The following is a 26,457-nucleotide window of genomic DNA, read 5'->3' on the forward strand; positions in this document are numbered from 1 at the left end:
GCTAACGTCGGCCACACACAGCCCTTCGGGCACGTCGCCGTGCCCTCGCGCCTCTCCAGGAGCAACCGTGTCGAAGACGACCACCCCTCTCCGCCGCACGATCGCGAGCCTCGCCGCCGGTGCCCTGATGGTGACGGGCGGGGTGATCGCCGCGACGCAGCCCGCCGCGGCCGCCGACCGCTCGTTCGCCGTGGTCGGCAGCCTGCAGTCCGAACTCGGCTGCTCGGCCGACTGGCAGCCCGAGTGCGCGGCATCCGAACTCGTCGCCACCGAGACTGAGGGGGTGTACGCCGCCGAGTTCGAGGTGCCGGCGGGCTCGTACGAGTACAAGGTCGCGGTGAACGACACGTGGGACGAGTCGTACGGACTCGACGGAGGCGGCGACAACATCCCGCTCACGGTCGAGGGGCCGACGACCGTGCGGTTCCTGTTCGACGACGTCTCCCACCGCGTGGGGCTGGAGGCGACCGGCGTAGGCGGCGGCTACACGGCCGACGACGACGCGCTCGTCGCGGCCCCCGTCCGCCAGCCCGGCAGCGACGAGCAGTTCTACTTCGTGATGACCGATCGCTTCGCCGACGGCGACGCGTCGAACAACACCGCGGGCATCGATGGCGACCGCCTCGACCACGGCTACGACCCCACCGACAAGGGCTTCTACAATGGCGGCGACCTCGCGGGCCTCCACGCGAACCTCGACTACATCGAGGGGCTCGGCACGACGGCGATCTGGCTCACCCCGAGCTTCGCCAACCGCTCGGTGCAGGGCGAGGGCGCGAACGCCAGCGCCGGCTACCACGGGTACTGGGTGACCGACTTCACGCGCATCGACCCGCACCTCGGCACGAACGACGAACTCGAGGCACTCATCGCCGACGCGCACGACCGCGGCATCAAGGTGTACTTCGACATCATCACGAACCACACCGCCGACGTCGTCTCGTACGAGGAGGGCGAGTACTCGTACATCGACCAGGCGACCTCGCCCTACCGCGATGCGAGCGGCACCGCCTTCGACCCGGCCGACCACGCCGGCACCGGCGATTTCCCGGAGCTCGACGCGGCCACGAGCTTCCCGTACACGCCCGTCGTCGCCGAAGAGGACGCCGACGCCAAGACCCCGGCGTGGCTCAATGACCCGACGCTGTACCACAACCGCGGCAACTCGACCTGGTCGGGGGAGTCGGTCACCTACGGCGACTTCGACGGCCTCGACGACCTCATGACCGAGCATCCGACCGTCGTGGGCGGCTTCGTGCAGGTGTACCAGGACTGGGTCGACCTCGGCATCGACGGCTTCCGCATCGACACCGCCAAGCACGTGAACTTCGAGTTCTGGGAGCAGTGGACTACCGAGGTGCTCGACTACGCCCACGCGGCCGGCAAGCCCGACTTCTTCATGTTCGGCGAGGTCTACGACGCCGACCCGGTCAAGCTCGCCCCCTACATCCGCGACACCGACATGAACTCGGTGCTCGACTTCACGTTCCAGTCGGCTGCGGTGAGCTTCGCCGCGGGCAACAGCACGAAGGGCCTCCAGTCGCTGTACGCGGGCGACGACCGCTACACGACGCCCGACTCGTCGGCGACGGCGCTGCCCACCTTCCTCGGCAACCACGACATGGGCCGGGTCGGCTACTTCCTGCAGAACCAGTCGCAGCCGCTGGAGCGCGACCTGCTCGCCCACGACCTGATGTTCCTCGGGCGCGGCCAGCCGGTCGTCTACTACGGCGACGAGCAGGGCTTCGCCGGAACCGGCGGCGACAAGGACGCCCGGCAGACGCTGTTCGCGAGCCAGGTGGCCGCGTACCAGGACCAGAACCTCATCACCGGCGAGAACGCGGGGTCGACCGACCGCTACGACACCGCTGCGCCGGTGTACGAGCACATCGCCGATTTGGCGGCTCTGCGCGAGGCGCACCCCGCGCTCGTCGACGGCGCGCAGATCGAGCGGCACGTCACGAACGGCGCAGGCGTCTACGCCTTCTCGCGGGTCGACCGCGACGACAAGATCGAGTACCTCGTCGCCCTCAACAACGCCACCACCGCGCAGACGGTCGACGTGCCGACCCTCACGCAGGGCGCCGGGTTCGCGCCGGTGTACGGCGACGGCGCCGCATTCACGACGGATGGCGCGGCCGTGGCATCCGTCACCGTCCCGGCACTGTCGGCCGTGGTCTGGAAGGCGGATGCCGCGGTCACCGCGCCCGCCGCACCGCTGGCGCTCACCGTCGCAGCTCCCACCGCGGGTGCTGGCCTCGCCGGGCAGGTCGCGATCTCGGCCGACGTCGACGACGCCACCTGGGCCGAGACGAGCTTCGCCTGGCGCGTCGCCGGGTCGAACGACTGGCACGCCCTCGGCACGGCGGAAGACACCGAGCCGCGCGTCTACCACGACATCCGCGGCCTCGCGAAGGGCACGCTCGTGGAGTACCGCGCGGTGACGACGGATGCCGCCGGCGCCCACGCTGCCGCGTCGACGTACGCCTCGGTCGGCAACGCCGTCTCGCTCGAGGTGGCGGAGCAGCCAGAATCGCCGATCGACATGGTGACGGTGCCCGGCAGCCTCAATAGCGAGATGGGCTGCGCGGGCGATTGGGACCCGGCCTGCGAGGCGGCGAAGCTGACGCTCCGCGCCGACGGCATCTGGGCCGGCACGTTCGACCTGCCCGCGGGCGACTACGAGTACAAGGCCGCGATCAACGGGTCGTGGGCGATCAACTACGGCGCGAACGGCGTGCAGGACGGTCCCAACGTCGCGATCACCCATGACGGCGGCCCGATTACCTTCTACTTCGATCCGCGATCGAACGTGGTGCAGTCCACCGCAGAAGGCCCGATCGTGACGCTCCCCGGCTCATACCAGTCGGCGATCGGATGCGCCGGCGACTGGGCTCCCGACTGCCTCGCCAGCCTCATGGCAGACGGCGACCGCGACGGCGTCTACGAGTTCGCGACGGCGGCGATCCCGGCGGGAGCCTACGAGGCGAAGGTCGCCCACGGCATGAGCTGGGACGAGAACTACGGCCAGGGCGGCGCGCCGGGCGGGGCGAACTACTCGTTCAGCGTGGCCGACGGCGAACTCGTCACCTTCCGCTACACCCTCGAGACCCACGTGCTCGAGATCGTCGTCGACAACCCGCCCCTGCCGGGCCTCGACGAAGAGCGCGCGCACTGGATCGACGAGACGACCCTCGTGTGGCCGGTCGGCCTCGGCGACACCGCCGAGGCGACGTACGAGCTCTACGCGTCGGCCGACGCGGGCATCGCGCTGGCCGACGGCGAGATCGCCGGTGCCGAGCCGATCGCGCTCGCGATCGTCGACGGCGGGCTGAGCGAGGAGCAGCTTGCGCTGTTCCCGGCGCTGGAGGGCGGGGTCGCGCTCCATACCGACGGTCTCGACCGTGACGCGGTCGCCACCCTGCTGCAGGGGCAGCTGATGGTCGCCCAGCGCGGCGCCGACGGCACCCTCACCGGCTTCACCGGCGTGCAGATCCCGGGCGTGCTCGACGACCTGTACGCGGATGCCGTCGCCGATGTCGAGCTCGGTGTCGACTTCTCGGGCAAGAAGCCCGCATTCCGCGTCTGGGCTCCCACCGCGCAGAGTGCGACGCTGCTGACGTGGGACCCCTCGACGGGTGCGGAGGCCACGGGTGGCGAGCCGCAGCGGCACGAGGCCACGTGGGACGCGGCATCCGGAGTCTGGAGCGTGACGGGCACGAAGGCCCTCGTCGGCGACGAGTACCTGTGGGAGGTCGTGGTCTACGCCCCGACCACGGGCGCGATCGAGACGAACCTGGTGACCGACCCGTACTCGGTGGCGCTCACGCTCAACTCGGAGCGGTCGGTCGCCGTCGACCTCGCCGACAAGACGTACCGCCCGAAGGCGTGGGAGAAGACGAAGGCGCCGGTCGTCGAAGACGCCGTCGACCGTGCGATCTACGAGCTGCACGTGCGCGACTTCTCGATCACCGACGAGACGGTTCCCGAGGAGGAGCGGGGCACATATCGCGCCTTCACCCGCGACAGCGCGGGCACCGATCAGCTGCGTGAGCTCGCCGATGCCGGCATCAACACCGTGCACCTGCTGCCCACCTTCGACATCGCCACGATCGAGGAGGACCGCTCGAAGCAGGCGGTGCCCGACTGCGACCTGGCGTCGTTCGCCGCGGACAGCGCCGAGCAGCAGGCCTGCATCGAAGCGGTCGTCGACGCCGACGGATTCAACTGGGGTTACGACCCGTACCACTACACGGTTCCCGAGGGCTCGTACGCCGTCGACCCGGAGGGCGGCGCACGCGTGGCCGAGTTCCGCTCGATGGTCGGCGCCCTCCACGGCATGGGCCTGCAGGTCGTGCTCGACCAGGTGTTCAACCACACCGCCGCCTCGGGGCAGGACCCGAAGAGCGTGCTCGACCGTGTCGTGCCGGGCTACTACCAGCGGCTGAACGCGGGCGGCGGGGTCGAGACGTCGACCTGCTGCCAGAACGTCGCGACCGAGCACGCCGTGGCGCAGAAGCTGATGGTCGACTCGGTCGTCACGTGGGCGCGCGACTACAAGGTGGACGGGTTCCGCTTCGATCTCATGGGGCACCACTCGAAGGCGAACATGCTCGCCATCCGCGAGGCGCTCGACGAGCTGACCGTGAAGCGCGACGGCGTCGACGGCTCGAAGGTGTACCTGTACGGCGAGGGGTGGAACTTCGGCGAGGTCGCCGACAACGCCCTCTTCGAGCAGGCGACGCAGGGGCAGCTCGGCGGCACCGGCATCGGCACGTTCAGCGACCGGCTGCGCGACGCCGTGCACGGCGGCAGCCCGGTGGCCGCCGACACGATCCAGCAGCAGGGGTTCGGCACCGGCCTCGGCACCGACCCGAACGGCGCGCCTGTCAACGGCACGACCGATGAGGCGCTCGCCGACCTCGCCCACCAGACCGACCTCGTGAAGCTGGGTCTTGCGGGGAACCTCCGCGACTATGCGCTCACCGCGTCGGACGGCACGGTGGTGCCGGGTGACGAGCTCGACTATCGCGGGTCGCCGGCCGGATACGCCGATCAGCCCGACGAGATCATCACCTACGTCGATGCGCACGACAATGAGACGCTGTACGACCTGTCTGTGCTGAAGCTCCCGGCCGACACGACGATGGCCGACCGGGTGCGCATGAACACGCTGTCGCTCGCGACGACGACGTTCGCCCAGACCCCGTCGTTCTGGCACGCCGGCACCGAGCTGCTGCGCTCCAAGTCGCTCGACCGCAACAGCTACAACTCGGGCGACTGGTTCAACCGCATCGACTGGACCGGCCAGGAGTCGACCTTCGGCTCGGGGCTGCCGCGCGCGGCCGACAACTCCGAGTCGTGGGCGATCAAGCAGCCGCTCCTCGCCGATCCGGCGAACAAGCCGGCGGCGGCCGACATCGCCGCAGCGGAGGCTGCTGCCCTCGATCTCCTCCGTGTGCGCGACGAGGTGGGTCTGCTCCGGCTCGGCTCTGCGGAGCTGATCGGCGAGAAGGTGTCGTTCCCCGGCAGCGGGCCGGATGCCGCGCCCGGCGTGATCGCGATGCTCATCGACGACACCGTCGGCGCAGACGTCGACCGCGGCCTCGACGGGGCACTGGTCGTGTTCAACGCGGGCGTCGAACCGGTGACGCAGACTGTGGGCTCGCTCGCGGGTCGGTCGTTCGCGCTCACCCCCGCGCTTGCGAACGGGTCGGATGCAGTCGTGAAGACGACGACGTGGGATGCCGCGACCGGCACGGTCACCATCCCGCCGCGCACCGCGGCGGTGCTGGTCGATCGCGCCCCAGTCGACACGTTCGTGCTCGCCGCCCCGAGCCCCCTGCTGCCGAAGGTCGGTCAGACCGTGACGGTGAAGGGCAAGATCGCCGCGGCCGACGGTTCGGCGCCGGTCGGGACGGTGACGGTCACCGACTACGGTCGCGTCATCGCCACCGTGGAGCTCACGGCCGACAAGCGCGGCGCCGTGTCGATCGCGCTCCCGCCGCTCGCGCGTGGTCTGCACATGATCCGGACGTCGTTCGACGGCGCGGCCGACTGGAAGGACTCGCGTTCGGCGATCCCGCTTCCGGTTCTGGTCCGCTGACGCACGACCTGCTCGCCGGCGCGGTCACAGCCCGGCGAGCAGGTCGGCCCCGAACACCACGAACGCCGCCCCTGCGACCGCGACAGCGCCGACGGCGAGGATCGCCAGCACGAGGATGTTGCCGGATACGGCGAGCGCGAGCGCGGCTCCGCGGGGGAGCCGGTCGTGCGCTCTCGCCGCCGCTGCGGGGGTCTGGGATGGACGCTGCGAAGAACTCATGCTTCGACGCTAGGAAAGTGGCGGCGGAAGCGCGTCAGCCGAGAGGACCATCCGCGTCCCTCGCGAGGATGACCTGCGGGACAGAGGCCCGGGTCGATCGAGGTGCGGGCAAGGGTGCGCGCGCGGTCCGGCGGAGTCCGAGCAGGGGCGCGCGAGCTCCGGCGCTGGGTACGGTGCAGGCACTGCCGCGGGAACGAGCTCCGGGAGATGCGGCCGCCCCGCACACCGGGGGACGGGTTCGATGCGGGGTGGGGCCGATGCGGGAGCGGGTCAGCACGAGCGGGCTCACTGCGCGGCGACGGGCCCACCGCACAGCAACGGGGCTCGTGGTTGGACGGGCTCGACGCCGAAGGCGCGTCAGAATGGCGGCGGATCGGACGTTCGCGACTCTTCGCCCCGGGTTCGTTCTGACCGTCGGGCCCAGCCCGCCGGCACGAAGCGGACCGTCGCGGGTGGCCGATCGGGATAGGTGCGCCCGGTGGGCCCGCGCCAGAGGAGTACGCCGCCCGGTCGTTGGGTGACGGTCCACGTCGTCTGGTGCTTGACCGTGTGGTGTCGCCGGCAGAGGTGAGCGAGGTTCTCGACGCTCGTCTCGCCGCCGTGCGCGTGGTCGACAGTATGGTCGGCATCGCACCGCCACGGCTTCTGCGTGCAGCCGGGGAACCGGCAGCGCTCGTCGCGTGCGCGGAGGAAGCGGCGCTGCTCTTCGCTGGGGCGATATCGGTCGACGCCGAGCGGGAGGCCGGTGCGAGGGTGCACCATCAGCCGATCCCAGCCCGGCGCCCCGGCGGCGAGAGTGCGGGCCGTCTCGGGATCGATGGGCCCCGACCCGCTGAGCAGCGCGGGTTCGTCGCCGTCATCGGCGAGCGTGAGGACGGGGATGGTGACCTGCACCTGAGCCCGGATGGCACCGAGCGCGCTGCCGTCGCCGTGGGCTGTCGGCGCACCGGTGAGGAGCAGGTCGGCGAGCACATCGGCCCGCTTCTGATCGAGCGTGCGGCTGGAGGTCGAGACTGCGTCGGCAGCTGTGCTCGAGCCGGCCTCGCAGGCTTCGTCTTCGATGGGGTCATCGATCGTTCGCGCCATCTGAGTGAGGCGATCGTGGATGGCGTGCGCGAGTGTGCTCGGGAGGTCTGCGAGAAGGCGCGTGATGCCGTCGCCTCGGTCGACCAGACGCACCTGGCGATCTGCCCGCGCACGTCGCTGGATCTCGTCGAGTGCGGCGGGATCGAGGCGCGCGGCGACGACGCGGGCGATCTCCCGCAGTCGCGGCGGAGTCTCGAACCGAGCGGCGTCGAGGAGGATGCGCTCGTATTCGGTGCGTACACGGGCGTCGACGATCACCACGCCGGCGTCGACGATGACGCGAGCATGGGCGGCATCGATGTCGCCGGCGAGGAGGGCGTGCATCGCCGCGGGGAACGACTCGGCAAGGGTGAACGCATCGGACATGCGCGCCTGCACGACCCGGTCGCTGACCCGCATCGCTGCACCGAGCTCGGCCGACACCTCGCGCAGGGCGAGGTCGGTGAGTTCGCGTCGCCGTGCGGTCCGACGCTGCTCGGAGCGGGTGCGTACGAGCTCGGTCGCCTGCACCAGGAGCCGGGCCTGCTGCGCCTCGAGCGTCGCGATCTGTCGGCGCGTGGACTGCACGTGCTCGACGAGATCGTCGAGTGCGTGCCACGCGCCCGGCTGCGAGGATTCGTGCCCCATGTGATGCTCCGACCGCGAAGACGACAGGTGGAAGGTCACGCAGTGGGCACGAGGCGTGATCTGTTGATGAAGACGCTACTCGGGGGTTCCGACATCGTGAGGTCGAGCACCGCAACCTTGACAAGCCGAACTTTCTTCAAGAAAGTAAGCACATGCCGCTCCGCTCCGACTGGTCCAGCGCGACCTGCCCGATCGCCCATGCCGCGGATGTGCTCGCCGATCCGTGGGTGCTGTTGATCCTGCGCGAGGCGTTCTCGGGCCGGACGCGCTTCGACGAGCTCCGCGACGCCACCGGCGCGGCAGACAGCGTGCTCGCCCGCCGGCTCAAGGGCATGGTGGCCGCGGAGCTGCTCCACAGAGACGCAGCGGCCAACTACACCGTGACGGATGCCGGGGCCGAGACGCTGCCGATCCTCCATGCCTACGCCCGGTTCAGCCGGGCCGTTGCTCCCGACGGCCCCTGGGGGCTCACCATCGCGTGCGCGCGGTGCGGCGCGGTGGCGGATCTGGCCGACTGGTGCGCCTCGTGCGATCTGCCGATCGACGCCAGGTCGACCACCTGGGCCCGTCGCAGCCTCGGCGGCGATCCCTTCGCCCTCCACATCGGGCCCGCCGCGGTGGGGGCGGCGTCATGAGCGGCATCGACTCCGCGGAGCAGCCCGGCGCGTCGGAGCCGCCCACGCGGCCCGACTCGCCCGCCGCACCCCTCACGCGGCCCGACTCGCCCGCCGCACCCCTCACGCGGCCCGACTCGCCGGCCGCACCCCCCACGGCATCCGCGCGTCCGCCGCGCCGCGGCATCCACCCCGCGTGGTTCGTCGCGGGCACCGCGCTCATCGCCCTCGTCGGAGCCGCAGGGTTCCGCGCGGCCCCAGGCGTGCTGATGCTGCCGCTCCACGAGGAGTTCGGCTGGTCGATCGGCGAGATGTCGATCGCCGTCACCCTCAACCTGCTGCTGTTCGGCCTCACCGCGCCGTTCGCCGCCGCGCTCATGCAGCGGTTCGGCATCCGGGCCGTCACGACGGGGGCGCTGCTGCTCATCGCGACCGGCAGCGCGCTCACCGTATTCGTGACGGCTCCCGGGCAGCTGCTGTTCACGTGGGGGCTGTTCATCGGCCTCGGCACCGGCTCGATGGCGCTGGTCTTCGCCGCGACGGTGACCGACACATGGTTCGCGGCGCGACGCGGACTCGTCTCGGGCGTGCTCACAGCCGGCAGCGCCACCGGTCAGCTCATCTTCCTGCCGATCATCGCGACGGCGGCAGAGGAGTACGGATGGCGCATCGCGTCGATCATCATCGCCAGTGGCGCGCTCATCGTCGTTCCGCTGGTGCTCGTCTTCCTGCGCGATCGCCCGAGCGATCTCGGTGTCGGTCGGTACGGCGAGGAGACGCCGCACGCTGCAGCCGGAAGCCAGGTCGCCCCCGCCCAGCCGATCGCCGCCGAGCCCGCGCCGGGCACAGCTGAGCCCCAGCCAGCCGCCGCCGAGCGCGAGTCGATCACGGCCGAACCCGAACCGACAGCGGCCGCCGCCCCCGCGCACGCGCCGACGTCCCGCCCGCTGAGTGCGGGCGCCCGTGCCCTGGGCGCCCTGCGCGACGCCGCGAAGGTGCGCTCGTTCTGGGCGCTCGTGGCCGGCTTCGCCATCTGCGGCGCGACGACGAACGGTCTGGTCGGCATCCACTTCATCCCCAGCGCCCACGATCACGGGATGCCGCAGACCACAGCGGCCGGGCTGCTCGCGCTCGTCGGCATCTTCGACATCGTCGGCACGGTGCTGTCGGGGTGGCTGACCGACCGGGTGAACCCGCGCATCCTGCTGGCGGCGTACTACGCCTTCCGCGGGGTGAGCCTGCTCTTCCTGCCGAGCCTGCTCGCCGCAGAGGTGCAGCCGAGCATGCTCGTCTTCATCATCTTCTACGGCCTCGACTGGGTCGCCACCGTTCCGCCGACGATCGCGCTGTGCCGGGAGCTGTTCGGCGACCGAGGACCGCTAGTCTTCGGCTGGGTGTTCGCCGCGCACCAGGTGGGCGCCGGCATCGCCTCGGCGGCCGCCGGGTTCGTCCGCGACGAGACCGGCCATTACACCTACGCGTGGTTCGCGGCGGCGGCGCTGTGCGCGGTGGCTGCGCTCGTCAGCGGGCTGATCGCGCGCCGCACCGCGCCCGCCGCCGGCTGACCGGGCTCAGACCGGGCTCGCACCAGTCCCGAACCCAGGGCCCGCACCGGGCGCACCCCTCCAGACCAGACTCAGACCATACTGCCGACGCGCACCAGGTTGCCGCTGCGGTCGACGACCGCGAACTCGTGCATCCCGTAGTCGGTCGCGGCCACGTCGGTGATGCGGCTTCCGGTGGGCGGATCGGGCTGCACGACGGCGGACCACTCGGCGTGCAGCGCCGGGGCATCCGACACGTACAGGTAGCACTGGGCGGCGGTGCTGAGCGGGTCGACGTCGGCGTGCGAGAAGAAATGCAGCATCGCGTCGCCGCGGCCGATGATGAGGTAGTCCCACACCTCGGGCGGTGCACCGCGGTTCTCGAATCCGAGCGCCTCGTAGAACGCGAGCGTCTCGGCCAGATCGCGGCTCGGGAGGATGGGCACGGCGGTGTCGGTCACGGATCGCACGCTACCGTGCGGGGCGCGGCGGCGACAGCATCCGTCGCGTCCGTGATTCGGCGACGCCGAGGTCACCGACCGGGAACAGCAGCGAAAGGCCCCGGGCGCGTGGTGCGCACCCGGGGCCTCGCTTCGGAGTCGACTACTCGGAGTCGACTACTCGGAGACGACCGCGCGACCGAGCTCGGCCGGGGCGACCGGCGAGTTCTGCTCGAAGTACGCCACCGATGCGGCGAGGTCGACCTGGCCGGTGTCGGTGCGATCGGTGCCCTCGGCGAAGGTGAAGAAGTTGTCTCCACCGGCGGCGAGGAACGAGTTCGTCACGACGGTGAACTCATCCGTCGCGGCGATCGGCGCGCCCGCGTACGACATCGAGAGGATGTGCGATCCGGCGACGGCCGCCGGGTCGTACTCGTACGAGAAGCCGTCCGACACGCCCAGGTGCAGCTTGGGGCGCGATGAGCCGGCGGGCTGCCACTGCTCCTCGAGCACCTGCTTCAGCTGTGCGCCGGTGAGCGTCACCGTCACCAGTGTGTTCGCGAACGGCTGCACCGAAGCGGCCTCGGCGTAGGTCGTCGATCCGTCGGCGCCGAAGAGCAGGTCGGCACGGAGGCCGCCCGGGTTCATCAGGCCGATCTGCGCCGGGGTGCCCGCGTAATCCTCGTTCGAGGTCGCCCACAGGTACATGTCGGCCACCAGGTTGCCCAGCGACGACTCGACACCGCGGTCGGCGCCCGCCGGCGTTCCGCCGCGCAGGATGTCGCCCGTGACCGTGCCGACCTCGACCGAGCCGAGTTCGAGCGCCACTGCGGCGGCTTCGTCGACGATCGCCTTCACCGCGGCGTCTTCGGGGAAGAGCGCCGTCGCCGGGGCGGTCGGGTTCGTGGTCGCCGGCTTCACGAGTGACACGAGGCCGCCCGTGATCGACACGAGATCCTTCGACTCGGTCTCGACGGTGATGTCGAGCTTGCCGAGGGTCTTGCCGTACTCGAGCGCCTGGATCACGGTGCGCGTCTGCCCGGGCTCGCCGCCGGCCGCGGCATCCACCGGCACGTCGCAGTCGTACGACTGGTGCGTGTGACCCGAGACGATCGCGTCGATGTCGGCCGACGCTCCGCGGATCAGCTCGCCGTATGCGGTGCCGTCGGTCGCCACCGCCGCGCAGTCTCCCGTGGCCGACCCCTCGTGCGTGAGCAGGACGATCACGTCGGCGAGGTCGCCCTCGACGAGCTCGGCCGCCACGCGGTTGGCGGCCTCGAGCTGGTCGCCGAACTCGATGTCGGCGATTCCCGTCGGGGTGACCATCCCGGCGGTCTGCTCGGTCACCGTGCCGATGAAGCCGATGCGCACGCCGCCCGACTCCTCGATCGCGTACTCGGGCAGGGCGGGGGTGTCGGTGCCCCTGAGGTAGACGTTCGCCCCCAGTCCGAACTCATCGCCGCCGAAGCGGGGGATGACGCGGTCGGTGAGGTCGGCGAAGCCGGCGTCGAACTCGTGGTTGCCGACGGCGCTCACGTCCAGCCCGGCCGCGACCAGCGCGTCGATCGTCGGGTTGTCCTGCTGGATGAACGACGTGAACGTCGATGCGCCGATGTTGTCGCCGGCCGATACGAACAGCGTGTTCGGGTTCTGCGCCTCGAACGTGTCGATCGCGCCCGCGATGACCGCGGCGCCTGCGACGCCGCCGGCGTAGTCCGCCTGCAGGCGTCCGTGGAAGTCGTTGATCGTCAGCACCTGCACCTCGGTCGTCGGCACGATCTCATCGATCTCGAAGAGCGTCGTGGTGCCCGAGACCTCGTTGCCGACGGCGAGCAGCGGAGTGCCCGTGGTCGACTTCTCCGCCGGGATGAAGACGATGCCCTCAGGGCCGAGGTCGCCTGCCGCGGAGAGGTCGCCGCCGTCTTCGACCGAGACCGAGAAGTCGCGGTTGTTGACGTACGTGACGAAGGATGCCGTCGCGGGATCGGTCACGTCGTACACGGCGATGCCGCCGACGCGCTCGAAGCCGACGAAGGCGTAGGTGCGCTCGCCGATCGTGCCGAGCGCCACGGACTCGGGCTCGGGGCCCTTGTCGTCGCTGCGGCCCTCGAAGTTCGACTCGGTGTGGTTGGAGTTGACGAAGTCGGGGATGGCCGCGGCGGTGATCTCCTCGAAGCCCGAACCCGAGTCGAACACCTGCTCGCCGTCGGTCGTCCAGATCGAGAACGAGCGGCCGCCGAACGCGTACAGCTCCTGGTAGCAGCCGGCTGCGGTGTCGAAGCCGCCCTCGATGGTGACGTTGAGGCGGCCGAGGTCCGCGTCGCCCAGCGAGTCTGCGAGGGGGCTGGTCTCGCAGACCGGGCCGTAGCCATCGTCCTCGAGGTCCTTCACGCGCGACGGCTCGGCGTAGTCGCCCCACTCGCGCGCGTCGCCCTCGTTCGCCGTCACCAGGTAGGTCTTGCCGCCGGCGGAGTACGACTGGATCGCGTCGGGCATATAGAGGCCGAAGAGGCCCTCGTAGGTGCGCAGCGTGTGCGCGCCGTCGCGGTCGCTCGGGTCGAGCGCGTTCTCGGCGAGGCCGTGGTCCTTGGCGCCGAGCGGCAGGATCTCGGTGACCTTGGCGCTCGGGATGTGCACTGCGGCGACGGCGTTCGCCTCCTGCAGCGTCACGTACGCGGTGTTGCCGTCGACGGTGATGTACTCGGGCTCGAGGTTGCGGCTGACCGGCTTGTCGGTGCCGTGCGGCTGCGGGCCGAACACGCGCACGCCCTCGGGCAGCTTGCTCGCGGTCAGCTTCTCGACCTTCGCGATGAGCGAGGCGAGCAGCTTCTTCGCGCTGTCGCTGAGCTTGGGCGACGATGCCAGCTTCTCGATCTGCTTCATCAGCGACTTCGCGAACGCCGGCAGGTTCTTGGCCTCGAAGCCGTGGAAGTCCGCCGTCTTGACGTCCTTCTGCTTGGGCGCGGAGACCTTCGTCGGCAGCTTCACGACGCTCACCGACCCCTCGGGGTCGATCGAGAAGTCGTCTGCAGGCTCGCCCTCGTTGGCGACGACGGCGTACTTGCCGTCGCCCGAGAAGGTCACCATGTCGGGCAGGGCGCCGACGGTGACGGTGCCGAGCACGGCGGATGCGGCATCCGTGGCGTTCGCATCGAAGAACAGGAGGTGACCGCGATCGGTCTTCACCGATGCCTCGAACGCGACGACGCCGAGGCCGTCTGCGCGGACGGTGACCGAGTTCGCGACACCTGTCGAGGACAGTTCGAACTCCTCGGTCATGTTCGCGGGGTCGGTGTAGTCGAGCACGCTGACGCTGCCGGCCTGCGCGTTGACGACGAACAGGCGGTCGCCGTGGGCGGCGACGATCTCGGCGGCCGACTCGTCGAACACGCCGGTCTCGAACGAGCCGAGCGGAGTGAGCGAGAGGGTGGCGTCTTCAGCGGAGTACGAGACGGGCTCGGGGACGACGGCGGCGGATGCGGCGGTCACGGGCACGAGCGCGAGCGTGCAGGTGACCGCGACAGCCGCGGTGATGGCCACCGCGCGCCGACCGGCGCGCGGAAGTGGGGTCTGCGATGGCATCGGAATCCTCGGGTCGGAGAGAGCGCGATCAGCGCAGGTCTGTCCTATTCGGGCAGCGTGACCGGCGAGTGAACACGCGAGGAACGGACCGGTGGCATCCGATCGGAATCATCAGGAACCCAGAGGAAATAGTAGGAAGTCCATGTAAAATGGCGAGCGTGCCCACGCAGGCACATCGACGTCGCGCAGAACGCCCCACGAAGGCGGACTGCATCGCAAAGGAGCATCGGTGTCCACCACGATCACCCCCGTACCCGCCATCGCCGCCGGCATCACGGCCGAAGAGCGCGCCGCGATCCTCGAGGCCGTCCGAGAGTTCGCCCAGACCGAGCTCCAGCCGCACGCGCTGGAGTGGGACGAGCACAAGCACTTCCCCCGCGAGACGATCCACCGCGCGGGCGAGCTCGGCCTCGGCGGCATCTACGTGCGCGAAGACGTGGGCGGCGTCGCCCTCGACCGGGCCGACGCCGTGCAGATCTTCGAGGCGCTCGCGCAGGGCGACCCTGCGATCGCCGCGTTCATCACGATCCACAACATGGTCGCGTGGATGATCGACACCTACGGCACCGAGCCCCAGCGGCGTGCGTGGCTCCCGCAGCTGACCGCCATGGCGGGCTTCGGCAGCTACTGCCTGACCGAGCCGGGGGCGGGATCGGATGCCGCGGCGATCACCACGACGGCCATCAGAGACGGCGACGAGTTCGTGCTGACCGGGGTGAAGCAGTTCATCTCGGGCGGGGGTGAGGCATCCGTCTACGTCGTCATGGCGCGCACCGGCGAGCCGGGCGCCCGCGGGATCACCGCGTTCCTCGTGCCCGACGGCACCACCGGACTCTCATTCGGCGCGAACGAGAAGAAGATGGGCTGGAACGCCCAGCCGACCCGTCAGGTGATCCTCGACGAGGTGCGGGTGCCCAGGGCGAACATGCTCGGCGCCGAGGGGCAGGGCTTCAAGATCGCGATGTCGGCGCTCGACGGCGGCCGCCTCAACATCGCCGCGTGCTCGCTCGGCGGCGCTCAGTGGGCGCTCGACCGTGCGGTGAAGTACGTGAAGGAGCGGTTCACCTTCGGCGAGGCCCTCGCCGAGAAGCAGTCCGTGGTGTTCACCCTCGCCGACATGGCGACCGAGCTGCAGGCCGCACGGGCGCTGGTGCGCGACGCCGCGCTCGCCGTCGACGCGAAGAACGCTGGTGCCGACGTCGCCGACGTGTCGATGCAGTGCGCGATGGCCAAGCGCTTCGCGACGGATGCCGGATTCCGGGTCGCGAACGAGGCCCTGCAGCTGCACGGCGGCTACGGCTACCTTCAGGAGTACGGCATCGAGAAGGTCGTGCGAGACCTGCGCGTCCACCAGATCCTCGAGGGCACCAACGAGATCATGCGCATGATCATCGGCCGTGAGGTGCTCGGGCGCTGACGGCGCTCGAGCGAGGACGAGGAGGTCCGGCGATGAGGATCGCATTCCTGGGGCTCGGGCACATGGGCCTGCCCATGGCGCTCAACCTGCAGCGCGCAGGGCACGACGTGACCGGGTTCGACGTGTTCACCGGCGCACGTGAGGCGGCTGACGCGGCCGGCCTGACGACGGTCGGGAAGGCGACGGATGCCGTAGCCGGCGCCGAAGCCGTGATCACGATGTTCCAGTCCGGCCAGCAGGTGATCGACGCCTACCGCGGGTCCGCCGACGACCCGGGGCTGCTCGAGGCCGCGGCATCCGGAACGCTGTTCATCGACTCGTCGACGATCGCCGTCGACGATGCCCGCGCCGCGCACGCGCTCGCCGAGGCTGCGGGGCAGCGCTCGGTCGACGCCCCCGTCTCGGGCGGGGTGGTCGGCGCCGAGAACGCCACGCTGGCCTTCATGGTGGGCGGCTCCGACGACGACTTCGCCGCCGCGCAGCCGCTGCTCGAATCGATGGGCCGCCGCGTGGTGCACTGCGGCGGAGCCGGGCTCGGGCAGGCGGCGAAGGTGTGCAACAACATGATCCTCGCGGTGTCGCAGATCGCGGTGGCCGAGGCGTTCGTGGTCGGCGAGCGGCTCGGGCTCGAGCATCAGGCGCTGTTCGACGTCGTGTCGAATGCGTCGGGGCAGTGCTGGGCGATCACGGTCAATTGCCCCGTCCCCGGGCCCGTGCCCACGAGCCCCGCCAACCGCGACTTCCAGCCGGGCTTCGCGGGGGCGCTCATGAACAAGGACCTGGGGCTCGCCGAGCAGGCGGTGGCTCTCACGGGTGTCGACGCCCGCATGGGGATGCTCGCCCGCGAGATCTACGCCCGGTTCGCGGAGGGCCCCGGCGCAGGGCAGGACTTCTCGGGCATCATCAACACCATCCGCGGCGAGTCGGCCTGACCCGGCGGCATCCGTCGCATCGCGAGATCGCCTGTTCCGGTGGACGCAGGATGATCCGGGCCGGATCGTCCTGCCCGGGCCGGATCGCCCGTTCTGGTGGAATGATCACCACCCCACACGAAGGAGAATGCCCCGATGACGGACTACGAGACGATCCTGGTCGAGACCCGCGGTCGCGTGGGGTGGATCACCCTGAACCGGCCCGAGGCCCTCAACGCCCTCAACTCGCAGGTGATGCGCGACATCGTGGCCGCGGCATCCGTCTTCGACGCCGACGAGGCGATCGGCGCGATCGTGGTGACCGGCTCGGAGCGTGCGTTCGCCGCCGGCGCCGACATCAAGGAGATGGAGTCGAAGTCGGGCCTCGAGATGGTGATGGACGACCACTTCGGCCAGTGGTCGCGCTTCGCTGAGGTGCGCACGCCCGTGATCGCCGCCGTGTCGGGCTACGCCCTCGGCGGCGGGTGCGAGCTCGCGATGATGTGCGACATCATCCTCGCCGCCGACACCGCGAAGTTCGGCCAGCCCGAGATCAACCTCGGCGTCATCCCGGGCATGGGCGGCTCGCAGCGCCTCATCCGCGCGGTCGGGTACTACAAGGCCGCCGAGCTGATCCTCACGGGGCGCATGATGGATGCCACCGAGGCGGAGCGCTCCGGTCTGGTCTCGCGCGTCGTGCCTGCGGCGGACCTCCTCGCCGAGGCCGAGAAGACCGCGGCGACGATCGCGTCGAAGAGCCTGCCGTCGCTGTACGCCGCGAAGGCGGCGCTCGACACGGCGATGGAGACGCCGCTCGCCGAGGGCCTGCGGTTCGAGAAGCACGTGTTCGCGGCGCTCTTCGACACCGCCGACCAGAAGGAGGGCATGGCAGCCTTCCGCGAGAAGCGCGCTGCGGAGTTCGAGGGGCGCTGAGCCCGCTGGGCGGGCGGCTCATTCGGGCGGGGGCCGGCGGGGTGCGCGCGTTTCGTCTCGCTGCGCTCGCTCAACGAGCGGGGCGCCGTCGAGGGTGCGGCAGCGTGGACCCTGGACGTTGAGCCCGCCGGGCGGGCGGCTCCCTCGGGCGGGGGCCGGGTGCGCGCGTTTCGTCTCGCTGCGCTCGCTCAACGACCGGGGCGCCGTCGAGGGTGCGGCAGCGCGGACCCTGGTTGTTGAGCCCGCCGGGCGGGCGGCTCGCTCGGGCGGGGCCGGGTGCGCGCGTTTCGTCTCGCTGCGCTCGCTCAACGAGCGGGGCGCCGTCGAGGGTGCGGCAGCGCGGACCCTGGTCGTTGAGCGAGGAGCGCAGCGACGAGACGAAACGCGGCCGGTCAGAGGGGATCGGGCTGCGGCTTCGGCTCGGCGAAGTCGCCGGAGTCCTTGCGGAACCGCGCGATGATGCGCACGAGCTTCGTCGCATCGTCTCCCGCGAACCCCGGCTGCTCGAACACCTCGGTGTTGAGGGCGGTCGTCGCGCGCTCGACCAGCATCCGTCCGGCGGGCGTGATCTCCAGCATCGCCGCGCGACCGTCGAGCGGATGCGGGTGCCGTTCGACGAGCTCGTCGCGCACGAGCCGGTCCACGGTGTTGGTGACGCTGGTCGGGTGCACCTGCAGGCGGGCGATGGCGCTGGCCATCGGCATCCGTCCGTAGCGGGTGAAGCCGAGGAGGCGCAGCATCTCGTACCGGGCGAACGAGAGGCCGAAGGGCTTGAGGGTCGCGTCGATGCGGGCGAACAGCAGCTGCTGCGCGCGGATGATCGAGGTGACGGCGGTCATTCCGGCCGCAGCCGATTCCCACCCGTGCTCCACCCATTGGCGCTTCGCCTCGGCGATCGGGTCGACGGGGAGCCGCTTGGTGCCTGCCACGTGAACCTCCTGCACCCCACCGTAGCGCCGAGGTACGCCGGACTCGGGGTGCCGAGGGCAGATTTGTCGGGCGTATGTATACACACGGCCGCGACAGGATGCCTCTTTGTCGGGTTTCGTGACCGATTGGGTACATTCACCGCCCGCCCCTAGACTCGTGGCCAGTGTGAGGAGATCGACATGAAGATCGTCGTCCTGGTCAAGGAAGTCCCGGATACATACGGGGATCGCAAGCTGTCTCTGGAGACGGGCTTGGCGGATCGCGGAGCGAGCGAGCGGGTGCTCGACGAGATCGGCGAGCGGTCGCTCGAGGTCGCGTTGAGCTATGCCGACAAGAACCCGGGCACCGAGGTCGTCGTGCTGTCGATGTCGCCGGAGGCCGCTGTCGCGTCGGTGCGCAAGGGGCTCGCGATGGGTGCCGGCTCGGCCGTGCAGATCGTCGATGAGGCGCTGCTCGGAGCCGATCTGGGGCTCACGGCCGAGGTCCTCGCCGCAGCCATCCGCAAGGCCGGGTTCGACCTGGTGATCGCCGGCAACCAGTCGACCGATGGGTCGGGCGGCGTGCTGCCCGCGATGCTCGCCGAGCTGCTCGAGGTCCCGGCGGCGACCTACCTCAACACGGTCGAGATCTCGGCCGACTCCGTGCGCGGCACGCGCGCCTCCGACGGCGCGACCGTCGAGGTGTCGGCTCCGTTCCCGGCCGTGATCTCCATCACCGAGGCACTGCCCGACGCGCGGTTCCCGAACTTCAAGGGCATCATGGCCGCGAAGAAGAAGCCGTTCGAGACGTGGTCGCTCGCCGACCTCGACATCGACGCGGCCGACCCCGCGGCCGCGCGCGGCATCATGATCGCGCTCGGTGAGAAGCCGCCGCGCGAGGCAGGTCTCAAGATCGTCGACGAGGGTGACGCGGGCGAGAAGCTCGCGGACTTCCTCATCCAGAACCGGCTCGTCTGAGCGGGGAGAGTGTGATGGCTTTCGCAGAAGATTCGATCATCGTCCTCCTCGATGTGACCCCGGCCGGGGCGCTCGCGAAGTCGGCCGCCGAGGTGATCGGCGCCGCCGCCCAGGTGGGAACGCCCGTCGCACTCGTCGTCGGCGATGCCGCACTGGCGACGGATGCCGCAGCCCTCGGCGCCGCGACCGTGCTGGTGGCCGCCCCCGGCGACGGACTCGTCGTTCCGGTCGTCGACGCGCTGGCAGCCGCGGCGGAGCTCGTCCGACCCGACGCGATCGTGGTGTCGCACTCGGTCGAGGGGCGTGAGGCCGCCGCGCGGTACGCCGCTCGCACCCGCTCGGGCATCGCGGTCGACGCCGTCGGAGTCGCGCGCGACGAGGAGGGCGTCGTCGCCCAGCACTCGGTCTACGGCGGCGCCTACACCGTCGACTCCGCGGTCACCTGGGGTGCTCCGGTGATCACGATCCGCCAGGGGGCGGTCGACGCCCGCGCCGAGGCTGTCGCCTCGCCCGCCGTCGAGACGCTCGAGGTCGCAGCCTCGGGACGCCCCACCGCCACCGTGGGTGCGGTCGAGGCGGCGGTCGTCGCGTCGTCGCGCCCCGAGCTGCGCGGCGCGGCGAAGGTCGTGTCGGGCGGCCGTGGTCTGGGCGGCGCCGACAAGTTCCCGCTCGTCGAAGAGCTCGCCGACGCTCTGGGCGCAGCGGTGGGCGCCTCGCGCGCCGCCGTCGACGCCGGCTGGGTGCCGCAGTCGTTCCAGGTCGGCCAGACAGGAGTGTCGGTGTCGCCGCAGCTCTACGTCGCGCTCGGCATCTCGGGAGCGATCCAGCACAAGGCCGGCATGCAGACAGCGAAGACCATCATCGCGATCAACAAGGATGCCGACGCCCCGATCTTCGAGATCGCCGATTTCGGCGTCGTCGGCGACGTGTTCACCGTGGTGCCGCAGCTGATCGCGGCGCTCGAGGCGAAGAAGAAGTAGGCCGCACGGCATGGCGACGTACGGACAGGCAGTGCGGCGCGGTCTGCCGCGCGTGGCCGGCGGCGACGCCTGGCCGCCGGCGGGGGATGCGCCCGACGGCATCGGCGCCGTGGCGACAGCCGTGGCTCCCGGTGGTGCGGCCGAGCCTGACGCCGGTGCGGTGAGCTCGGCGACGGCCTCTGCCCCCGACACCTCTGGCGCTGTCGACGCGGTGGCGGCTGCCCCGCAGGCGGTCGCGCCGGATGCGGCTGTCGCGCCGGATGCGGCAGTCGCCGCCGGCGGAGTTCCGAGCGCGGATGCTTCGGCTGCGGCGCCCGCCGCGCCACGGGCCGTGCGTCGCGGGCTGCCCCGGACACCGGGCGGCGAGCCGTGGCCGCCCGCATCCGTCGTCGCTGCCGCTGCCGTCGCTCCGGCGGCCGGTTCAGTCGCCACTGCCGGGTCGGTCGCGGTGGAGCCGGCAGCGGCGTCCGCGGCACCCGCGCCCGAGGTGGCCGAGGCCGTGCCGTCCGTAGCGGCGCACGCCGCCGTCGGGGCCACCTCGTCGCATCCGGTGCGCCGCGGCCTGCCGCGCGTGCCGGGCGGCGACCCCTGGCCGCCCGAGGACTTCACTCCCGTCGTCGTCGCCGCACAGGAGCAGGCGCCCGCAGTCCCGGCGGAGGACGCCGCAGTCGCGGCATCCGTCCCCGCGGCATCCGTCTCTGCCCCGGTCGTCCCCGCGAAGGCGGGCCCCGACGTCAGCGTGCCGCTGCCGTTCCCGCGCACGGTCTGGGAGGGCGCGTCCGCGCGCAGGCGGCCCGTGGCCGAGCCGGAGCCGGCGCGCATCGGACCGTTCACGAAGCTGCAGTGGGCGGGCGTCGTGATCGTCGGCGGCGGCGGGCTCCTCTACGCGGCGGCGATGGTCGTGTTCGCGGTGCAGTGGCTGCTGTCGACTCCGTGGGGAGTCGGGTTCCTCGAGACCTATCCGGGCGAATACCACCTGCCCGAGGGTGCCCCAGTCGGGTTCCCGGCGTGGCTGGGCTGGCAGCACTTCTTCAACGTGTTCCTCATGGTGCTGATCATCCGCACCGGTCTGCAGGTGCGCACCGAGAAGCGGCCGACCGTGTTCTGGTCGCCGAAGAACAACAACCGGCGCAAGATCAGCCTCGGCCTGTGGTTCCACCAGTCGCTCGACATCCTGTGGCTGGTCAACGGCGCCGTCTTCGTGGTGCTGCTGTTCGTCACCGGGCAGTGGATGCGGATCGTGCCCACCTCGTGGGAGGTCTTCCCGAACGCGATCAGCGCCGCGCTGCAGTACGCGTCGCTCGACTGGCCGACCGAGAACGGGTGGGTCAACTACAACGCGCTGCAGCAGCTCGCCTACTTCACCACGGTGTTCATCGCCGCCCCGCTCGCCGCCATCACCGGCGTGCGCATGAGCGGCATCTGGCCGAAGCATGCGACGGGCCTCAACAAGGCGTATCCGGTCGAGTGGGCGCGCGCCGTGCACTTCCCGGTGATGCTCTACTTCGTGCTGTTCATCTTCGTGCACGTGGTGCTGGTCTTCGCGACGGGGGCGCTGCGCAACCTCAACCACATGTACGCCGCGCAGGGTTCGACCGATCCGAACGAGTACATGACCAACTGGACCGGGTTCTGGATCTTCGCCGTCTCGATGCTCGTCATCGCCGGCGCCTGGGTCGCCGCCAGGCCCCTCGTGCTCGCCCCGATCGCACGGCTGTTCGGCAAGGTCAGCGGCCGCTGACCAGCGGCCGTCGCGTCAGAGCCATTCGTCGCGCGCGGCCGGAGCCGGAGCGCCGCCCGCGCTCCGACGCGCCCGCACGGCGAGGGCCAGCGCCTCGGGGCGGTCGAGCTCGTGCAGGGTGCAGGGGCCGATCGTGCGGACCCAGTGCGCGGCGAAGGCTGCGGCATCCTCCCGACGGCGCCCGATCCTCGCGGGCACCGGAAGGAACTCCTCCTCGCGGACGCGGCCGACGCGCAGCACGGCATCCCTGAACCACGAAGAACGCCCGGTGCCCACCTGCAGCAGGAATCTCGGTGTGCGCACAGGGCCGAACAGCTCGGTGAGCGCCTCGGCCAGTCGACGCTGGTCGGCCACGGGGGCCGACGGACAGGTCACAGACCACTCCACCGAGCCCGCGGTGACGGATGCCCGCGACACGAGCATCTCGGGGCGCTCGATGTCTGCCACCCGCCCCGCTGCGCGCAGGGCCTCCCACACGACGCCGGCGGCATCCTGATACCCGCGCTCCTGACGCTCGGTCTGCCGGCGGGCGCGGATCGCCTGCGGAGCGAGCGTGATCGCGCCCGCGCCCGCGGCCACCGCGAGGGCCGCGCCGCCGACGACGGCGGCGAGATCGGGAACGGCGAGCGCCACCGCGGCGCCGCCGACCGTCGCCGCTCCGAGGAGCGTCGACGCTCCCGTCAGCGTCCGTGCGACCGGACGGCTCGTTCGGAAGAGCGCCGCTCGGGCGGGGCGCAGCAGCACCGCGCTCACGCGCTCGTCGTCGCGGTACGGCTCGCCGACGCGCCAGTCGGCGTGGGTGGTCTCGCGCGGGAGCAGGTCGGCCTCGAGCTGCGCGTTGAGGCTCGCCGCCGACACGTCGGCCGCTGCACCCGAGGCGCGCTCGGCACCGGTCGCCCGGGCCAGCTCGGCGCGCGACGTCGCGCTGAGCGCGATGCCGAGGCCGCGGGTCACACGGGAGCGATCGTCGCGGTCGAGACCCCACAGCCGGGCGTGCTTGCGGCGCAGCCGCGCGGCATCGGGATCGGCCTCCACGGGGAAGCCGGGAGGGAGGAGGCCGGTCACCGTCCAGTTGTGCGCCACCTTCGCCGGCCACGCCGGATCGAGGCGCAGCGTGCGACCGCGCAGCTGCTGCGTCGCCGACGCGGTCGAGACCGCCGTCAGATCGATCAGCGTGTTCACCGCCGGGCAGTCCCAGCCCTCGCCGAACAGGCCGCGGGTGCCGACGACGACGCTGACCACGCCGCGCGTGAGCAGCGCCGAGACCGCGCGCACGATCGCCGACGTCGTCGCGCCGGGCGCGTGCAGGGTCGACACGGCCGGGCGGTCGGGGAGCGCGGTCGCCGCGACGGGGATTCCGAGCTCGCCGACGAGGGCCGCCACGACGGGTTCCGCACAGGCGGTCGACACCCGCGTCGTCGAGCCCGTGACGAGCACGGCGGCGAGGTCGCGCGTCGCGACATCGGTCGCGATGACGTCGAAGGTGCGGAGGGCTCCGGCGGCTGTCACGAGTCCGCCCTGCCGGTTGCCGTGGCGGGCGAAGTCGGTCACGACGAGTGCGCGCAGACGCGCGTCGCCGAGACTCGCCCGCTCGAGACGGAGGATGTCGCAGGCGCCGTGATCCTTCGCGATCGACGAGGCGAGCATCGTGTCGACGGGATCCCGCGAGCGGCGCACGCCGCGATCGGTGAGCGCATAGCCGAAATCCGCGAGCGAACGGCGGATGCGCTCCCACTGCCCACGCTGCTCGGGATCGGGCAGCACCCGCTCGAGGGCGAAGCGCGAGAGGAGGCGCATCGCCTCGTCGGTCGTGGGCGGACGCCGAGATGCGGCGGGGAGCGCGGCGACCACCTCGTGCTGCGGCGCGACCGTGGCGAGCATCGCGGCAGCCGCCTCGGCGCCGACGAAGTCCGCGGCGAACGCCAGCGCGAGACGCGCATCCACCAGGGCCGCCGCGTCGAGCGGGGGAGGCGGGGGAGGCGAGGGCTGGAGCGGATCGGTCGACGGCGCGTCGGGCTCGGGCAGCGGCGGCTGCAGGGTGTCGATCACGTGGGCGAGTCCGGCATCGCGCGCGAAGGTGAGCCGGATCAGCACCTGCAGGCCTTCCGCGCGCGAGCGCAGGAAGGCGAGTTCCGAGTCGACCGGCTCGACGAACCGCACGAGGTCGCGATACGGAGCGAGGTTGCCCTCGCGCACCACCGCCGGGGTGGGCACCTCGTAGTCGACGTCGCCGAGCAGGGAGGTGTAGTTGTCGTACTCCTCCGCGTCGTCGGGCGACGGCAGGGTCGCGGTGAGCCCGATGACGAGCGGGCTGCGCCCCGCCTCGCGCAGACGCGCGACGAGCAGCGCGACCACCATCGCCCAGTGGTCGAGCAGGTGGTGACATTCGTCGAGCACCACCGTCTCGACCCCGTGCGCGACGAGCCGGTCGACGAGGGCGCGGGCGTTCGGATGCAGCGCCGACTCGAGCACGCTCGGGTCCTCGCGGGCGAGGCGGCGGCGCAGGCTGCGGGACCGGCGGGAGACGCCGCTCGTGTACGCCCGCTCGTTGGTGGCCTGCAGGTCGTCGAGCCAGGCCGCCGCTGCATCGGCGGACCTGCCCGAGGCTTCGAGGTCGGCCACCCACCGCTGCCGGGCAAGGCGCTCCAGCGGGTTCGCCTCGTCGAGCACGCTGAGCGCCTGATAGGTGAGCGCGGTGAGGTCCGACGGAGTCGCGGAATCCTCCGATACCGCTTCGGCGCCGGCGGGGGCGAGCGATGCGGCGGTCGCCGCCCATTGGCCACGGATCGTCGTCGTCGGTGCCAGCACCACGGCGCGCCCGCCGCGGCGCGCCGCGAGGAGCAGGCCGAGAAGCGTCTTGCCCGAGCCCGGCGGCGCCACGATGTGGAGCGGGCCGGCGTCGCCGACGCGGGCCAGTGCGTCGGCCTGATAGTGCCGCAGGGTGCCGGTGAAACGCCACGCTGCGAGCGGGCCGACGGCGCCCTCGGAGCGGTGGGTGTGGGCCATCGACTCAGACGGCTCGGGATGCCGCGCCCGCGGCGAACCCGTCGGCGTAGGCCTCGTCGGCGCCCTGGCGGAACATGTCGGTCTCGAGCGCCCGCACGATCGAGCGGGCGCCGGGAAGATCGAGCGGGCCGACGAGGTCGGCACGGCCGCGGACGACTGCGACCGGCAGGCGCGCCGCCTTGCCCTTCACGAGGTCGGTCGCCGCGGCGAGCTCGTCGGCCACGCAGGGGAGGGTCACGGTGAGGGGCCGGCCCTCGGCATCCGTCGTCCCCCGCAGGTCTTCGAAGACGCGCACGCCGCCGGCCCCGATCGCGTGATCGGTCTGGCCGTCGCGCCAGGCGCGCCCGAGCGTGTCCGACACGATGACGCCGACCTCCACGCCGAGGCGCGCGCGCAGGCCGGCTGCGATGGCGCGCGCAGAGGCGTCGGGGTCGACGGGGAGCAGCAGAATCGTGCCGTCGGGGGTGTTGGACGCATCGACCCCGGCGGCCGCCGAGACGATGCCGAGGCGGTTCTGCACGATGCGCGTCGTGTGGCCCGACGGACCGGTGCGGGCTGCCACGAGGCGCACGGTCTCGGCGGTGATCGCGTCTTCGCGGTCGTCTGCGACGACGAAGCGTCCCTCGGCCTTGGAGACGATCTTCGAGGTGACGACGAGGATGTCGCCGTCGGCGAGTGCCGGGCCTGCGGCATCCGCGATCAGGGCGACGAGGTCGTCACCGGTCGTGACCTCGGGGATGCCCGGCAGCGCCCAGATCGAGAGGGCGGGAACAGGAATCGGCGAGGATGCGGGCATCCCCCCATCCTCGCCGATCTGCGAGGTCAGCGGACGAACCGCACCTCGGTGAGCGTCTCGCCGAGGAAGGGCTCCGTGTGCGTGGCGCCGTCGAGGGCGAATCCGTTGCGCGCGTAGAAGCGGTGTGCGCGGGGGTTGTCGTCGGCGACCCACAGGTACAGCTCCTCGCCGTCCTCGACGACGGCGTCGAACAGCTTCTGGCCGATGCCGGTGCCGTGGTGGGCGTCGAGCAGGTAGATGAAGTACAGCTCGCGGAATCGCGGAGCATCCTTGTCGCGGGCGGGACCGGAACCGGCGAAGCCCACGATCTCGCCCCCCACGAGGGCGGCGAACATCTTGAACTCGGGACCCTGGACAGCCCAGTGGGTCCACAGCTCTGCGAGTCGCTTGGGTGAGACGGCCTCGAGGGCCGCCTTGCTGATCAGGTGGTCGTAGGTCTCGTGCCAGGCGGTGGCGTGGACGCGGCCCAGGGCTTCTGCGTCGACATCCCGCACCGGACGGACGACGGTGTCGGTCTGGGTTTCGGCTTCCATGGCCAGACTCTACGCGCGCCTCACCGAGACGGGAAA

17 protein-coding genes are annotated in these 26,457 nt (G+C 71.4%); 9 read left to right on the forward strand and 8 right to left on the reverse strand.

Features of this window, described 5'->3' with window-relative positions:
* Positions 1-67: 67 nt before the first annotated feature.
* Positions 68-6,106, forward strand: coding sequence for a pullulanase-type alpha-1,6-glucosidase (gene pulA / locus JOD63_RS16470; RefSeq protein WP_084613514.1), 6,039 nt, complete (start codon positions 68-70; stop codon positions 6,104-6,106).
* A 24-nt stretch (positions 6,107-6,130) separates the two neighbouring features.
* Here pulA and JOD63_RS16475 read toward each other — a convergent pair whose 3' ends face one another.
* Positions 6,131-6,325, reverse strand: coding sequence for a hypothetical protein (locus tag JOD63_RS16475; RefSeq protein WP_045275668.1), 195 nt, complete (start codon positions 6,323-6,325; stop codon positions 6,131-6,133).
* A gap of 357 nt (positions 6,326-6,682) precedes the next feature.
* Positions 6,683-8,038, reverse strand: a complete 1,356-nt coding sequence (locus JOD63_RS16480) for an HNH endonuclease signature motif containing protein (RefSeq protein ID WP_052682510.1) — start codon at positions 8,036-8,038, stop codon at positions 6,683-6,685.
* Positions 8,039-8,190: 152 nt separating this feature from the next.
* On the opposite strand from JOD63_RS16480, the gene JOD63_RS16485 reads away from it, so the two are divergent.
* Both JOD63_RS16485 and JOD63_RS16490 read left to right on the forward strand, forming a co-directional pair.
* Entirely contained in the window at positions 8,191-8,673 is a 483-nt protein-coding gene (locus tag JOD63_RS16485; protein WP_045275669.1) for a winged helix-turn-helix transcriptional regulator, read from the forward strand.
* Positions 8,670-10,217 carry an MFS transporter gene (locus JOD63_RS16490; protein WP_084613515.1) on the forward strand — a complete coding sequence of 516 codons (1,548 nt, stop codon included), beginning with the start codon at positions 8,670-8,672 and terminating at the stop codon, positions 10,215-10,217. The genes JOD63_RS16485 and JOD63_RS16490 overlap by 4 nt, the downstream gene beginning before the upstream one ends.
* A gap of 71 nt (positions 10,218-10,288) precedes the next feature.
* Here JOD63_RS16490 and JOD63_RS16495 read toward each other — a convergent pair whose 3' ends face one another.
* Together JOD63_RS16495 and JOD63_RS16500 are read right to left on the reverse strand one after the other, a co-directional pair.
* Positions 10,289-10,657 (reverse strand): bleomycin resistance protein, encoded by a 369-nt coding sequence (locus JOD63_RS16495; protein ID WP_157003991.1) that lies wholly within the window; start codon positions 10,655-10,657, stop codon positions 10,289-10,291.
* Between the two features lie 156 nt (positions 10,658-10,813).
* On the reverse strand, positions 10,814-14,218 hold the full coding sequence (locus tag JOD63_RS16500; RefSeq protein WP_045275671.1) for a choice-of-anchor I family protein: 3,405 nt from the start codon (positions 14,216-14,218) through the stop codon (positions 10,814-10,816).
* A 229-nt stretch (positions 14,219-14,447) separates the two neighbouring features.
* On the opposite strand from JOD63_RS16500, the gene JOD63_RS16505 reads away from it, so the two are divergent.
* The 3 genes from JOD63_RS16505 to JOD63_RS16515 all read left to right on the forward strand — a co-directional run bounded on the left by JOD63_RS16505 (position 14,448) and on the right by JOD63_RS16515 (position 17,479).
* Positions 14,448-15,635, forward strand: coding sequence for an acyl-CoA dehydrogenase family protein (locus JOD63_RS16505; RefSeq protein WP_245617985.1), 1,188 nt, complete (start codon positions 14,448-14,450; stop codon positions 15,633-15,635).
* Between the two features lie 32 nt (positions 15,636-15,667).
* On the forward strand, positions 15,668-16,567 hold the full coding sequence (gene mmsB / locus JOD63_RS16510) for a 3-hydroxyisobutyrate dehydrogenase (RefSeq protein ID WP_045275672.1): 900 nt from the start codon (positions 15,668-15,670) through the stop codon (positions 16,565-16,567).
* 135 nt (positions 16,568-16,702) lie between these two features.
* Positions 16,703-17,479 carry an enoyl-CoA hydratase gene (locus tag JOD63_RS16515; RefSeq protein ID WP_045275673.1) on the forward strand — a complete coding sequence of 259 codons (777 nt, stop codon included), beginning with the start codon at positions 16,703-16,705 and terminating at the stop codon, positions 17,477-17,479.
* Between the two features lie 392 nt (positions 17,480-17,871).
* Here the strand turns inward: JOD63_RS16515 and JOD63_RS16520 are convergent, their stop codons facing one another.
* Positions 17,872-18,408 (reverse strand): MarR family winged helix-turn-helix transcriptional regulator, encoded by a 537-nt coding sequence (locus tag JOD63_RS16520; RefSeq protein ID WP_045275674.1) that lies wholly within the window; start codon positions 18,406-18,408, stop codon positions 17,872-17,874.
* Between the two features lie 180 nt (positions 18,409-18,588).
* Between JOD63_RS16520 and JOD63_RS16525 the strand changes: the two genes are divergently transcribed.
* Genes JOD63_RS16525 through JOD63_RS16535 form a run of 3 tightly spaced genes read left to right on the forward strand, consistent with a single transcriptional unit; the run spans position 18,589 to position 22,086 of the window.
* Positions 18,589-19,365: an electron transfer flavoprotein subunit beta/FixA family protein gene (locus tag JOD63_RS16525; RefSeq protein WP_045275675.1), complete on the forward strand. Its 777-nt coding sequence runs from the start codon at positions 18,589-18,591 to the stop codon at positions 19,363-19,365.
* 14 nt (positions 19,366-19,379) lie between these two features.
* Positions 19,380-20,345: an electron transfer flavoprotein subunit alpha/FixB family protein gene (locus JOD63_RS16530; protein ID WP_045275676.1), complete on the forward strand. Its 966-nt coding sequence runs from the start codon at positions 19,380-19,382 to the stop codon at positions 20,343-20,345.
* Positions 20,346-20,355: 10 nt separating this feature from the next.
* Complete coding sequence (locus tag JOD63_RS16535; protein ID WP_211088145.1) at positions 20,356-22,086, forward strand: cytochrome b/b6 domain-containing protein; 1,731 nt, start codon at positions 20,356-20,358, stop codon at positions 22,084-22,086.
* Between the two features lie 15 nt (positions 22,087-22,101).
* Here the strand turns inward: JOD63_RS16535 and JOD63_RS16540 are convergent, their stop codons facing one another.
* The 3 genes from JOD63_RS16540 to JOD63_RS16550 are packed head-to-tail and all read right to left on the reverse strand — an operon-like array spanning position 22,102 to position 26,421.
* Positions 22,102-25,092 (reverse strand): DEAD/DEAH box helicase family protein, encoded by a 2,991-nt coding sequence (locus tag JOD63_RS16540; RefSeq protein ID WP_045274912.1) that lies wholly within the window; start codon positions 25,090-25,092, stop codon positions 22,102-22,104.
* Between the two features lie 4 nt (positions 25,093-25,096).
* Entirely contained in the window at positions 25,097-25,888 is a 792-nt protein-coding gene (gene cofE / locus JOD63_RS16545; RefSeq protein WP_045274913.1) for a coenzyme F420-0:L-glutamate ligase, read from the reverse strand.
* Between the two features lie 26 nt (positions 25,889-25,914).
* The gene (locus tag JOD63_RS16550; RefSeq protein WP_045274914.1) at positions 25,915-26,421 is read right to left on the reverse strand and encodes a GNAT family N-acetyltransferase; all 507 of its coding nucleotides are present in this window, start codon (positions 26,419-26,421) and stop codon (positions 25,915-25,917) included.
* Positions 26,422-26,457: the final 36 nt, after the last annotated feature.

The organism is Microbacterium terrae, assembly GCF_017831975.1.
In the GTDB taxonomy this organism is placed as follows: domain Bacteria; phylum Actinomycetota; class Actinomycetes; order Actinomycetales; family Microbacteriaceae; genus Microbacterium; species Microbacterium terrae.

Excerpts from the sequence above, each read along its gene's own strand:
- JOD63_RS16475 (WP_045275668.1), bottom strand. The coding sequence starts at position 6,325 with ATGAGTTCTTCGCAGCGTCCATCCCAGACCCCCGCAGCGGCGGCGAGA.
- JOD63_RS16480 (WP_052682510.1), bottom strand. The coding sequence starts at position 8,038 with ATGGGGCACGAATCCTCGCAGCCGGGCGCGTGGCACGCACTCGACGAT.
- JOD63_RS16485 (WP_045275669.1), top strand. The coding sequence starts at position 8,191 with ATGCCGCTCCGCTCCGACTGGTCCAGCGCGACCTGCCCGATCGCCCAT.
- JOD63_RS16490 (WP_084613515.1), top strand. The coding sequence starts at position 8,670 with ATGAGCGGCATCGACTCCGCGGAGCAGCCCGGCGCGTCGGAGCCGCCC.
- JOD63_RS16500 (WP_045275671.1), bottom strand. The coding sequence starts at position 14,218 with ATGCCATCGCAGACCCCACTTCCGCGCGCCGGTCGGCGCGCGGTGGCC.
- mmsB (WP_045275672.1), top strand. The coding sequence starts at position 15,668 with ATGAGGATCGCATTCCTGGGGCTCGGGCACATGGGCCTGCCCATGGCG.
- JOD63_RS16515 (WP_045275673.1), top strand. The coding sequence starts at position 16,703 with ATGACGGACTACGAGACGATCCTGGTCGAGACCCGCGGTCGCGTGGGG.
- JOD63_RS16525 (WP_045275675.1), top strand. The coding sequence starts at position 18,589 with ATGAAGATCGTCGTCCTGGTCAAGGAAGTCCCGGATACATACGGGGAT.
- JOD63_RS16530 (WP_045275676.1), top strand. The coding sequence starts at position 19,380 with ATGGCTTTCGCAGAAGATTCGATCATCGTCCTCCTCGATGTGACCCCG.
- JOD63_RS16535 (WP_211088145.1), top strand. The coding sequence starts at position 20,356 with ATGGCGACGTACGGACAGGCAGTGCGGCGCGGTCTGCCGCGCGTGGCC.
- JOD63_RS16540 (WP_045274912.1), bottom strand. The coding sequence starts at position 25,092 with ATGGCCCACACCCACCGCTCCGAGGGCGCCGTCGGCCCGCTCGCAGCG.
- cofE (WP_045274913.1), bottom strand. The coding sequence starts at position 25,888 with ATGCCCGCATCCTCGCCGATTCCTGTTCCCGCCCTCTCGATCTGGGCG.
- JOD63_RS16550 (WP_045274914.1), bottom strand. The coding sequence starts at position 26,421 with ATGGAAGCCGAAACCCAGACCGACACCGTCGTCCGTCCGGTGCGGGAT.